Raw genomic sequence first — 12178 nt, 5'->3', positions numbered from 1 at the left:
TATCGCTAATGCGAAAACTAAAACCATGATGGCCGTAATCAAAAATGAAATTGAACGTGAAAAAACAGTATGCCACCAAGGTTGCCCTTTTTCTTTGCTATAAACTCCATAAATTCGATTCATTGCAATTCTAATTGAATTTATTAAGCTTGAAAAAGACCAAATTGCCAAAACAATACCAAAGCTAATAAAGCCACTTGAATGCTGCTTTAATAAGCTATTAATGATTGGCATTACAAAAGTTGACACTTCGCTAGGAAAAATCAACTCTAAATAGTCTGCAATCGGCTTAGTATCAATTTTAAATAAGGGTAAAACGTTTCCGACTATAATGATGATTGGAAAAATACTAAACAGTATATAATAAGCAATAATAATTGAATTTTGTGTAATTTCCCCTCGAGAAATTACTTTCGACAAGGCTACGACCATATGATTTAATCGTAGTTTTAACTTTTGTTTATTAATCTTCATTAAGCCTATTCTTCATCAAAATGTGGCAAATATTTTTCATAGCCATCATATGGCTTTTGAAGAGTTAAAATTTTTGGACCGTCTTTAGTAATGGCAAAAGTATGTTCAAATTGAGCAGCTTTAGAACCATCAGGAGTTGCGTAATATACCCAATCATCATTTGGATCTGAGACAGTCTTTTGCTTAATTCTCCAATCTCCACCAGCTTCAACCATTGGTTCTACAGTAATAGTCATCCCTTCACGAAGACGAAGACCGTGTCCAGCTTTACCCCAGTGAGGAACTTCGGGATCTTCATGAATTGAAGGTTGAATACCATGCCCCACTAATTCACGAACATCACCATAGTTATTTTCAACTTCAAGAAAGTTTTGAATCACACTACCGATATCCCCAATTCTATTGCCAACTGTTGCTTGATCAATTCCGAGATACATAGCTTTTTTAGTATCTTCGATTAATTTTGCATCTTCTTCAGAAATCTTACCTACTGGATAAGTAGTACATGAATCAGTTTCATAGCCATCTACATTGCAAGTAACATCTACACTAACGATATCGCCTTCATGCAAAATTCTATCTTTTCTAGGAACTTGGTGGGCAATTTCATCATTGACGCTGATACAAGTTCCGTATTTATAGCCTTCAAATCCCTGTTCAGACAAACGACCACCATGCTTTTTCATAAAATCTTGACAGAATTCTTCGATATCCCAAGTAGGAATACCAGGCTTGATAAAATCGCGTAAAGCCTCAAACATTGAAGCTAGTACACGCCCTGATTTTTGCATTCCTTGAAGTTCTCTTTTTGATTTAATTGTTATCAAAACAATACTCTCCTTTTATTTAAGTAAATTAGATTTAAAATAATGTATCTCTTTTATTATAAAGCTTTTCTAAAACTTTTTCTCCTCCTCTTCACACATTCTCTTTCTCTATCTAGTATAATAAAATAAGATATTTTGACGAAAGAAGACGATCTAATGAAAGCACAAATAGTTTTTGCTAGTATGACCGGTAATGATGAAGATATGGCTGATATTCTTGAAGAAGATCTTCAAGATGCTGGCTTTGAAGTTGAAACTACTGATGTAAGTTTTGCAGATGCAAGTTCTTATTTAGATGCTGATCTTTGCGTTATGGTGACTTATACCTACGGAGAAGGCGTCATGACTGATGAATTACGCGATTTTTATGATCAACTAATGGAATTAGACTTAACTGGCAAAAAATTCGCTGTAATGGGCTCTGGTGACAAAACATACAAAGATCACTACTGTGAAAATGTTTTTGACTTCCAAAAAGCCTTCAAAAAAATTGGTGCTCAAGAAGTTGCACAACCAGTAACGATTGAAAACGCGGTTGAAGATGATGACATTGAGTTGATTGACCAAGCAGCTTCGCAAATGGCTGAGGCATTTAATGGCTAAGCGCCATTCAACTAGCAATATTTCCAAGGAGCGTTTACGTCAGCTAGGAAATAAACTAGTTTTACGCCACCGTAATTTTTATGTTTATGTAGTATTTGGCTTTTTAGCAGCTTTAATAAACATTCTTACATTTTGGCTTTTTCATAACCTTTGGAAAATACCGTGGTTTTATGCCAATATATTGGCATTTATTATTTCTAACTTGGCATCTTTTGTTTTTAATAAACATGGTGTCTTTATCGAAAATGTCGACGAAAGCCATTCCGTAATTTATCAATTAGCTTTATTTTTCCTTTATCGTGTCTTAAGCCTAATTCCTGATAACATTATTATGTTCTTAGGTATGTCATGCTTACATTGGAATACCTTTGTAGTAAAAGCTATTGATCAAATTGTAGTTGGTATTTTTAACTACTTAACTACCAAGTCCATTTTTCTTAAATCTAGCAGCAAGCTAGCCAAATTACTAAAAAGAAGAATTAAAGATAAGAAAAAATCCTAAGCTCAATTGAACTTAGGATTTTTATTTTTATTCAAAGTCCTTTGGTTTAGGACTTTTTTTATCTGAGAAGTAATAAGCAATTGCATCCATTATACGCTCGCTAGCATGGCCATCACCATATGGGTTTTTGGCATTTGCCATTTCTTCATAGGCGTCTTTATTTTCAAGCAGTTCAACCATTTCATCGTGAACAGGATCTACTTGAGTACCAACTAACTTCAAAGTACCGGCTTTGACACCTTCAGGACGTTCAGTCGTATCACGTAAAACTAAAACTGGCTTACCCAAACTTGGTGCTTCTTCTTGAACACCACCAGAATCAGTCATAATAAAGTATGAACGCTTAGCTAAGTTATGGAAGTCAACTACATCAAGTGGAGCAATTAAGTGAATACGTGGATCGCCACCTAAAACTTCATTGGCAACTTCTTGCACTTTTGGCGATAAGTGAACTGGATAAATAATTTCAACGTCTGGGTGAGAATCAACAACTTGCTTCATGACTTTGAAGACGCGGCGCATTGGCTCACCTTGGTTTTCGCGGCGGTGCATAGTTACTAAAATCACCCGATTGCCTGGCTTAATTTCATCAAGCACATCGTGGTGGTAATCTTTTTGGACAGTCTGCTGAAGAGCATCAATTGCAGTATTACCAGTGACATAGATGTTATCAGCTTTGTGATTTTCTTTTAATAAGTTAGCCTTACTTAACTCAGTTGGAGCAAAGTATAAATCTGTCAAATCATCTGTCATTTGACGGTTCATTTCTTCAGGGAATGGAGAGTACTTATTCCAAGTGCGTAAGCCCGCTTCAACGTGGCCTAAAGTAGTCTGTTCATAAAATGTGGCAAGACCTGCTGCAAAGCTTGTAGTAGTATCGCCGTGAACTAAAACAATATCAGGTTTTTCTTCTTTTATAACTTTAGCCAAATCGATCATAACTTTTGAAGTGATTTCTTCCAAAGTCTGGTTCTTGTGCATAATGTTAAAGTCATAATCTGGCTTAATCTTGAAGATTTCCAAAACTTGATCAAGCATTTCACGGTGCTGAGCACTAACTACAGTTACTTCATCGAAACGGTCGTCTTTTTTTAATTTCAAAACAAGTGGCGCCATTTTAATAGCTTCTGGACGGGTTCCAAAAACTGTCATCACTTTGATTTTTTTCATAAGTTACCTCCGATACAATTACTTCTACTATACCGTAAAAAGCGTATCTTTTGCACTATCAAATTCAAAAAAATATCTGTATTTTTAATTACTGTTTATGTTTTAATTTAGATAGAATTTTGTCTATTGGAGAAAAGCAATGTCTTGGATTTTATTTTTAGCTGGAATTTTAATTATCATCACTGTCTTTTTACTAGTCTTTAGTTTCAATAAGCAATACATTAGAAAAACACGCATCACCATCCTAATTATTGGATTGGTCTTTTTGCTGATCACCCTAGTCTTGATCTGGAAAATTTTGACAAATCCCTTACTTATTTTATAAATCTTTCAAAAAAGCACTGCCTCAAATAGCAGTGCTTTAATTTTATGACCCCGGTGAGATTCGAACTCACCTCTACGGTTTAGGAGACCATTGTTCTATCCAGATGAACTACGGGGTCAAAACTAGTTTTACTTTACCATAAAACTAATTTTTGTACTACGTCTAATAATTTAAATTTCTGGCAAATAAAAACTACGATTATTGTCATCTTCGGCTGCAATCTTATCTGCCGCAAACACAAACGGCATCCAAATAAAGAATGCAATTATCATATTTACTAATGATAAAACAATCGCACGCCAGTCGTAATTACATGCTAAAAATGGGCCAATAATCGGCGGCATTACTCCTGGAACAAAGATTTGCACAGGATTTACCCAACCGAGTTTTGTCACCCAATAAGCTAGTGACACATTGACTAGTGGTGCAACAACAAAAGGAATTAAATAGACAGGATTAAATACTACAGGTAGTCCAAATAAAATTGGTTCATTAATATTAAATAAACCTGGAGCTAAGGCCATTTTTGCCACAGTTCTAAAATCGCTTCTCTTAGAAAAGACTAAAATAGCAATTATCAAAATCAAAGTACCACCCGCTCCGCCAAACCAGGCAAAAACATTAAAAGAATCTCTTACCCAGTCATAAGGAACTTGAACTCCTTCTCGTACAGCAGTTACGTTGCTATTTTGAGGAGTAAGCCACAGTGAATCAATTACTGGAGTCAAAACACTAATTCCGTTAATCCCAAAGAACCAAAAGACCTGCACCAAGAATGTAATCAATAAGACAACACCAAAGCCTTGTCCCATTTTAACCAGCGGTGATTGGATCGTTTCCAGCAGCCAAGCACCAAAATAAGTTCCTGTAAAACGCTGAAAGAACCAATTTATGACCCCGACCCCAAAAATTGCGATCATCATTGGAATAAGGGTAGAAAAAGCTACCCATTCAGCATGTGGCATTGTCGCGTCAACTTTTAAGGTAAAGCGCATCCGATATAAAATAATAAAAATCGCACTACCAATGCCACCAAAAATTATCGCTGTAAAAAGTCCAGAAGTTGAAAATTGATTAATATCCACTGCATTTTTTAAACTAGCTGCATCCATTTTCATTTTAATCTTGACTATATCGCTGATACTCATTGTAAACGATACAAGAGATGCAATTGAACCAGCCAAACGATTAACTTCGAATGCCTTTGCTAAATGATAGCCCCACGAAAATGCAAAATACAAGGCAAATAGGGCAAAAGTACCATTCCACACAACATTGTCAATCACCACCAATGGCGTTAAAATCGTCGCAAATTGATTCCACCCTAATTGCACTTTAGCAGCCTTTATTAAGCTATTAAAGAGCATTGCCAAAGATCCAACCATTGTAATTGGCAATAAAGAAATGAAGGTATCCCGCAAGGCTACAAGCCATCTAACTTGACCTAGTTTTGCCGCTGGCGGTAAGACATAAGTTTCAAGCCATTTAACTATTTTAGACATTAACGTACCCCTTCTTTATTTTTGGGATGATATCCTTTGTTCTTTTTATTACGCCAGCGCTTTTTCTTATGCTTAGTTTGCTTTTTAGAAACTTGCGTAGTCTTTTTATTATCTTGTTTTGAATTTTCTACTTGCTTTTCTTCAGGCTTTTGAGTGGTAAGCTGATAACCTTTAAAATAGACACGCTCAATTAAATACTGATCTGCAACTAGTTTACGCATGTTGCGAAAATCATGATCGTCTCCTAAAGTTACTACAGTTCCACTCTTATTCATTCGCCCTGTTCGACCAGCACGATGCATGTAGGTATTAGTTTCACTTGGAATCTCAAAATTAATGACATAAGTGACATCGGGAATATCAAGTCCACGCGCTGCTAAATCCGTGACAAATAAGAGCTTAATAAAGCCCTTTCTAAAATCACTTAGAACCTTTTCTTTTGTCTGCTTATTGCTGTCACTAGATAAAATCCCAAATTTGGTTTTAGTGTGGGAAAAAATTTTGGCGAAGCGATTTTGCGTTTCATTAGAATCAAAAAAGAGCATCCCTTTAAAATTATCAAGTTTAGCAAGCCGCTGCACAAACTGCATTTTATACTGGTTTGAAACTTGTAAAAAATAGTGCTTTACTTCTGATTTTTGCTCATTTCTTACATCAACTAATAAAAAAGTGCGACCAAACAATTCTTCACAGTTTTGCGTTATTTCAGATTCTGACGCCCCAAACAGAAGAATTTGCGCTTGTGATGACAAATTTTGTCCAAGCGAAGAAAGAAGCTGAGCCTTGGTAAATTCCAAAATATCATCAGCTTCATCGATGACTAGTGATCTTATATTTTCAATCTTTATTCTATTTTCTGAGAAAAAGTCAAAAAACCTTCCTGGAGTACAAATTAAGATTTCTGGCTTATCTTTCTTTAATCGCTCTAGCTGTCGCTTGCGATTCCCCGCTCCAACTAATGCAATCGTTTTTAAACCGAGAGCTTTTGCAAAATCTTGTAGGGCATTGCGCGTTTGAATTGCTAATTCAGTTGTCGGCTCTAAAATCACTGCTTGACCGCCGATTTTTTTGATACGCACTAAAACCGGTAAACCATAAGCCAAGGTCTTACCAGTTCCAGTCTTAGCTAGCCCTACAATACTTGCTCCATTTTCAATTGCGTCATAGCTTTGTTTTTGAATCAAAGTCGGTTTACTCTTTTTTTGTTTTTCTAAAATTGTTTGAATACTATCTGGATACATTTTCATTAACACCTTTATTGAGTGATTTGAGCTCCATAACGCTGCTGATAAGTGGCCATGCTGCCAATATAAGCAAACATTGTAACGTTTGAGTTCAAATATTTAACATTCTTAACTCGCCCTGCTTGTGTATAACACCAAAAGGCGTATTCTTTTTTATCTTTTAGACTAGAACCTGTGTACAGAAATTGCGTCCCTGGTGCAAAATACTTTTTCTGGGTATAATTACCAGCAATTAACACTTTTTTCCCAGTATTAACTAATAACTGGCTAAATTGGCCCATATTACGCCAAAACCTAGGGCTATTTGTCGCAATTGCGGGCACAATCATAATTGGCAAGTTACCACTTTGGCTACCTACTTTTTTTTCAAAATAATTAAATTGATCTTGTACACTGCTTTCATTACTGAAAGTCACAATGGAACCATAAGATAATTTTGTCCCCTGCACGCGATCACGATAAATCAAGTAGTTATCATCAAAATACGACTTTCCTTGAGTTGAACGTAAATACACAAATGAGATGCCATTTTTTTGGAGTTCATGTAAATCTACATTATCAATATTTTGATCCAGTTCTACGCCTAAAACACTCATATTTGCCCCACGTGGAACAGTCGTGTTGCTTCTCATATTAAAAAAGCCCCAAACCATAATGCCTATTGCCAAGATCAATAAGCCAATGATTGCTGGTAAAGTATAACGATGGTGATAACGATGCACAACTCTAGCCTCCCTCTGTCTTATTTTACCCAATAATGCTTAAGCATGCTAGAATCTTTCATCTTTATAGTATAATAAGAAAGTCATCACTTGTTTTAAATTAGGAGCATGAGTTATGAAGAGACAGATTAGTTTTACTCAAGCACTAGCGACTGTCGTCGGCACTGTAATAGGCGGCGGAGTCTTTTTTAAAATCAGCGCAATTACTCAGAGCACACAAAGTCCTTCACTAACTCTACTGGTTTGGATCTTTGCAGGTTTGATCTCAATTGCTTCTGGTTTAACCGTTTCTGAAATTGCAGCAGCGCTTCCTGTGACAGGCGGATCTGTTAAATATATCGAATACACTTACGGAAAAGTTTGGGGATTTTTATTTGGCTGGGCCCAGATGTTGATTTACTTTCCAGCAAATATTGGCGCACTTAGTGTAGTATTTGGTCAACAATTTGCGGTATTATTCAACATTCCCGCTCGTTTTGCTACCTTAATTGCAATTGTGCTAGCACTATTTTTAATGGGATTAAATTTGATCTCCACTAAGTTTTCCACCCGAATGCAAGCGATAATGACAATTTTAAAAATAATTCCAATTGCCTTAATCGTTGTATTCGGTCTTTTTAATACTGCAAAGATAAATGTCCCAATCTTCCCCATTCAAGCTGGTGGCCATACATCATTTGCGACGGCTTTATCAGGCGGGTTATTAGCAGCTTTATTTGCTTATGATGGCTGGATCAATGTCACTAACTTAGCAGGAGAAGTGACTAAGCCTGAAAAAAATCTTTCACGAGCTATCATTATTGGTTTGTCAGCAATTACAGTCATCTATGTCTTAGTTAACTACACATTTATGAGTGTAATTCCTTTTAAAGAAATTATCGGCAACCAAAATACAGCTTATCTAGCTTCGTTGAAGTTATTTGGCAATATTGGTGGAAAGTTGATCACAATCGGAATTTTAATCTCTGTTTATGGAGCGATCAACGGTTTTATGTTAACTGGGATGCGGATTCCTTATACATTAGCCCAAGATAAGAGTATTCCATTTTACAACAAAATTGGAAAAACGAACATTAACACGGGCGTTCCAACAATTTCTGCATTAATTATTTTAGCTATCTCACTTGTGATGATCCTACTTGGGACATTTGATTTATTAACCAACATGTTAGTTTTCGTAATGTGGACCTTTACTACTTTAATTTCAATTGCCGTAGTAATTTTACGTTTTCGAGAACCTAAACTAAATCGTCCTTACATTGTTCCCTGGTATCCAATTATCCCTGTAATTTCTATCGGAGGCGGGATTTTCATTGTAGTTTCTACTGTGATCAACCAATTTGCATTGTCCTTAACAGGAATCGGGCTAACGCTATTAGGGCTGCCAGTTTACTATTATATGAAAAAGAAAAATAAAGATTAGCTTTGATATTTATCAATGCATACAAAAAGACGGATCCTTCCTAGGTTCCGTCTTTTTATATCCAATTATCTATTCAAATTAGCTTGAATAACTTCTGGCTTTAAGACCCCAATAAATGGAATATTACGGTATTCATTTAAGTAATCTAATCCATAGCCAACAACGAATTCATTGGCAACTTTAGCACCGTAGTAGTCCACAACCACATCATCTTCACGACGTTCAGTCTTATTCAAAAGCGCACAACATTTAACACTTTTGGCACCCCGCTCAGTAAGTAAATCTTTCATAAACTTCAAAGTGTGACCAGTATCAACGATATCTTCAACTAATAAGACATCGCGCCCTTTTACATCAGCTTGAACATCAATATCCAAGCGAACCTCACCACTTGATTCAAAGCCATTACCGTAGCTTGAAACATCCATAAAGTCATTTTGCATCTTTACGTCCATTTGACGGACTAAGTCAATCATAAAAAAGACTGCTCCTTTTAATACACCAACAACTAATGGATCCTTACCAGCGTAGTCTTCAGTTAATTGCTTGCCAAGACGTTTACACATTTGCTGGATGTCTTCTTGACTGTACAAAACATGATCAATAATGTCATTAATATTATCGCTTTTTGCCATTTTTAACCCCTTAATATTACTTTGTTCGTTGATAGTAGAATTATAACACGAACAAGAAAAAAGCACCGCTAAAAAACGGTACTTTTCTTAACTATCATTACTTTTTATCTGATGAAGAATCGCTTTCTTTTTCAGACTTTGTATTTGCATCAACTTTAGAAACAATAAACCAGCGCATGAAACCTTGTTCAACACTAGCAAGTTCAAACTTAAAGCCTTCAAATTCTACACTTTGACCTTGTTCTAAGTTTGGATAATGCTCCATCATATACCCACCAATGGTGATAATATCACTATCTTCAAAGTTCTTAAGCTTGGTGTGGAAGTATCTTTCAAAGTCATAAAGAGTAGTCTTACCAGAAACATGAATTTGACCATGATCGTCTTTGACAATATATTCATCAGAAACGTCATCAATTTCATCTTTAATCGTTCCAAATAATTCTTCATAAATATCCTTATCAGTTACGATCCCACTAGTACCACCATATTCGTCGACAACTAAGACGATTGGAGTATGCTTTTTGATCATTAACTTCAAAATTTCTTGAATGAGCATCGATTCAGGAACCGTGATAATGGCACGAATAATTCTCGTAATTGGGACATCTGGATTTTCCATGTACTGGCTGACAATATCGTAGGCATAGACGTATCCAACGACGTCGTCTTTGTCATTATCCCTAACAACTGGAAAACGGCTGTAACCTTCTTTTAAGTACATATCCAAAGCTGTCTTAATATTGTCTTTAGCATCCAATACTTCCAGCTGGGTTCTATCCGTCATAATGTCTTTAGCTACTTTATCGTTTAGCTCAAAGGCTCTTTCCATATAAAGCAAATCATCTTTATCTAAAGAACCACCGCTTACAGCATTACGCGACAAGCGCAAAATTTCTGATTGGGAATAGATTTCTTTTTCTTCGTCAGCTGATTCCATTCCAAGTAAGTGGAGTAATCCATTAGCTGAGTGGTTAAGCAACCAGACAAATGGATAAACTATCCAGTGAAAGGCACTAAGCGGCGTTACTACCGCCATTAAGCACTTAACTGGCATATCAATAGCTACGTTCTTAGGAACAATTTCGGTTACAACAACTTCCAAATAAGTTAAAAGGATAACACCAATTGTTGCTCCTAAAACTCCAGAAGTCTTGGCACCAAATAAATGAGTCATTCCAAATAAGTCGGTCAAAAGTTCCTCAATCGTACTTTGACCAACCCAACCTAAGATAACACCAACTAGGGTTGTACCTACCTGAGTTGTGGAAAGTGATTCATTCAAATTATGCACCATATGTAGTGCACGTTTTACTTTTTTAGGATTACCTTTTCCGTTAGCAAGCATATCTTCTAATTGGCTAGGTCTAGTTTGAACTAAAGCAAATTCAGCCAATACGAAGAAGATTGCCACAACGAAGGTAATCAACATAATAATTAAATTAGTTGTTATAGTACTTGTTGACAAGTCTTATTCACCTTTTTATATATCAAATAATACCTATGCCTATTTTAGCATTATTTGCTTGAATCTGGGATCCAGTTTGCAACTAATCCTGGATGAGCATAGTTTTCTGTGTAATAAGGGGGAACTTTTTTATTCCATTGGTCTTTTGGCACCAAAATTTTATCGCGCATATTGTAAGGTAGCTTTAAAAAACCGATTTTTTCAAAATCTTTATTACGCATGATAAAGCGATAACCAGAAAAATAAGCTTGATTACCTGAAATTTTTTCACAATCGACCGTACTGAATTTCATGACCATCTTGTCTAATTTGACATAGATGTAATAATCATCTCGGCCTAAAAATTCAACTCTTTGTTTTACTGCTTTTTTCTGATAGATATTTGTCAAATGACTGACATTATTGATATCTGTTACATAGCGATACTGAGCGATTTCATAAGGATCATTTTCCTTTTTGAAAAACAGCTGCATGCTATAAGTGCGTGTTTGTGGAGTAATGTATTGAGTCTGAGCAAAATACTGCTTAACTTGCGTGCCTGAAGATTTTATGCCACAAAAAATACCAGTTACAATACAAAGTCCAAGTAAACTATAAAATATACTCCACGTAACTTTATTTCGAGCATATAAAAGTGGGATTAACCCTACAAAGAGAAATAATCCACCTAAAATTAAACAAATCGCTGGTAATTGAAAATTAAACCATTGGTCATAGGCAAGCCATTGCTGCGGACTAATTAGCATTAACATTTTATCTTTTCCTTATCAGTTTTATTTTTCAGATTTCGATTTTGACTTTTCTTTTTCTTCACGTAGTCTAATTGCCGCATTGACAGCCTTATCTTCTTTTCTAAGTGCTAAAAAAGCAGCTACAATCAAGACTCCACTACCTATTAAGATTAAAATCCAGCCTAGCGGAATTAAGAAAAAGAATTCTCTAAGCATCCCATTGGGCCCAATGTTGACAACCAGTGCACTGATTAAAATGCACACAATTCCTAAAACCATCAAACTAACTCCGCTTATCAGAGCTTTTTTATTTAGATATTTTCTCATCATCTTTCCGTTCCTTTTTAACGATAAGGATATTATACTTGATTGCAAAGTAATATTAAACTCATATCTTATTTTTAATTCATTATTTTTAGTGTTTAAAGTTTCCATATCTTTATTTAATGAATCTTTTTTTTCATTTATATCAGCAAGAATTTTTTTATCAGTAGAAATTATTTTTGATATAGCATCAATTCTAGAAAATAAATCAGTTATACTAGTTGATGT

General features: G+C 35.5%; 14 protein-coding genes and 1 tRNA gene. 4 read left to right on the top strand and 11 right to left on the bottom strand.

Annotated features, from left to right (window positions below):
• Together Q0Y70_RS07925 and map are read right to left on the bottom strand one after the other, a co-directional pair.
• On the bottom strand, nucleotides 1-474 hold a 474-nt coding region (locus Q0Y70_RS07925), incomplete at its 3' end, for a YihY/virulence factor BrkB family protein (protein ID WP_297819431.1).
• A 5-nt stretch (nucleotides 475-479) separates the two neighbouring features.
• Complete coding sequence (map, locus tag Q0Y70_RS07920) at nucleotides 480-1301, bottom strand: type I methionyl aminopeptidase (RefSeq protein ID WP_297819428.1); 822 nt, start codon at nucleotides 1299-1301, stop codon at nucleotides 480-482.
• Between the two features lie 156 nt (nucleotides 1302-1457).
• Between map and Q0Y70_RS07915 the strand changes: the two genes are divergently transcribed.
• Both Q0Y70_RS07915 and Q0Y70_RS07910 read left to right on the top strand, forming a co-directional pair.
• Nucleotides 1458-1904: a flavodoxin gene (locus tag Q0Y70_RS07915; RefSeq protein WP_297819425.1), complete on the top strand. Its 447-nt coding sequence runs from the start codon at nucleotides 1458-1460 to the stop codon at nucleotides 1902-1904.
• Nucleotides 1897-2406 (top strand): GtrA family protein, encoded by a 510-nt coding sequence (locus Q0Y70_RS07910; RefSeq protein WP_297819422.1) that lies wholly within the window; start codon nucleotides 1897-1899, stop codon nucleotides 2404-2406. The genes Q0Y70_RS07915 and Q0Y70_RS07910 overlap by 8 nt, the downstream gene beginning before the upstream one ends.
• 27 nt (nucleotides 2407-2433) lie before the next feature.
• Here the strand turns inward: Q0Y70_RS07910 and wecB are convergent, their stop codons facing one another.
• On the bottom strand, nucleotides 2434-3576 hold the full coding sequence (gene wecB, locus Q0Y70_RS07905) for a non-hydrolyzing UDP-N-acetylglucosamine 2-epimerase (RefSeq protein WP_297819417.1): 1143 nt from the start codon (nucleotides 3574-3576) through the stop codon (nucleotides 2434-2436).
• A 139-nt stretch (nucleotides 3577-3715) separates the two neighbouring features.
• Between wecB and Q0Y70_RS07900 the strand changes: the two genes are divergently transcribed.
• Nucleotides 3716-3901, top strand: a complete 186-nt coding sequence (locus tag Q0Y70_RS07900) for a hypothetical protein (protein ID WP_297819414.1) — start codon at nucleotides 3716-3718, stop codon at nucleotides 3899-3901.
• 45 nt (nucleotides 3902-3946) lie between these two features.
• Here the strand turns inward: Q0Y70_RS07900 and Q0Y70_RS07895 are convergent.
• The 4 genes from Q0Y70_RS07895 to Q0Y70_RS07880 form a co-directional block, all read right to left on the bottom strand.
• A tRNA-Arg gene (locus tag Q0Y70_RS07895) sits at nucleotides 3947-4019 on the bottom strand.
• A 52-nt stretch (nucleotides 4020-4071) separates the two neighbouring features.
• Nucleotides 4072-5403, bottom strand: a complete 1332-nt coding sequence (locus Q0Y70_RS07890) for a PTS sugar transporter subunit IIC (protein WP_297819411.1) — start codon at nucleotides 5401-5403, stop codon at nucleotides 4072-4074.
• Nucleotides 5403-6644 carry a DEAD/DEAH box helicase gene (locus tag Q0Y70_RS07885; protein WP_297819434.1) on the bottom strand — a complete coding sequence of 414 codons (1242 nt, stop codon included), beginning with the start codon at nucleotides 6642-6644 and terminating at the stop codon, nucleotides 5403-5405. Before Q0Y70_RS07885 ends, Q0Y70_RS07890 begins: the two co-directional genes overlap by 1 nt.
• Before the next feature lie 14 nt (nucleotides 6645-6658).
• On the bottom strand, nucleotides 6659-7369 hold the full coding sequence (locus Q0Y70_RS07880; protein WP_297819408.1) for a GH25 family lysozyme: 711 nt from the start codon (nucleotides 7367-7369) through the stop codon (nucleotides 6659-6661).
• Between the two features lie 115 nt (nucleotides 7370-7484).
• Between Q0Y70_RS07880 and Q0Y70_RS07875 the strand changes: the two genes are divergently transcribed.
• On the top strand, nucleotides 7485-8792 hold the full coding sequence (locus Q0Y70_RS07875; RefSeq protein WP_297819405.1) for an APC family permease: 1308 nt from the start codon (nucleotides 7485-7487) through the stop codon (nucleotides 8790-8792).
• A gap of 65 nt (nucleotides 8793-8857) precedes the next feature.
• On the opposite strand, the gene hpt is transcribed toward Q0Y70_RS07875, so the two are convergent.
• From hpt to Q0Y70_RS07855, 4 genes are all read right to left on the bottom strand, one after another.
• Nucleotides 8858-9427, bottom strand: a complete 570-nt coding sequence (gene hpt / locus Q0Y70_RS07870; protein WP_297819402.1) for a hypoxanthine phosphoribosyltransferase — start codon at nucleotides 9425-9427, stop codon at nucleotides 8858-8860.
• A 97-nt stretch (nucleotides 9428-9524) separates the two neighbouring features.
• Entirely contained in the window at nucleotides 9525-10895 is a 1371-nt protein-coding gene (locus Q0Y70_RS07865; RefSeq protein WP_297819399.1) for a hemolysin family protein, read from the bottom strand.
• Between the two features lie 50 nt (nucleotides 10896-10945).
• On the bottom strand, nucleotides 10946-11647 hold the full coding sequence (locus Q0Y70_RS07860; protein ID WP_297819396.1) for a hypothetical protein: 702 nt from the start codon (nucleotides 11645-11647) through the stop codon (nucleotides 10946-10948).
• A gap of 21 nt (nucleotides 11648-11668) precedes the next feature.
• Nucleotides 11669-12178 (bottom strand): DUF3955 domain-containing protein (locus Q0Y70_RS07855; protein ID WP_297819393.1); only part of this gene is annotated, 510 nt, incomplete at its 5' end.

Source organism: uncultured Lactobacillus sp., assembly GCF_947367085.1.
Taxonomy (GTDB): domain Bacteria; phylum Bacillota; class Bacilli; order Lactobacillales; family Lactobacillaceae; genus Lactobacillus.
This window is presented reverse-complemented; position numbering and strand designations above follow the sequence as displayed.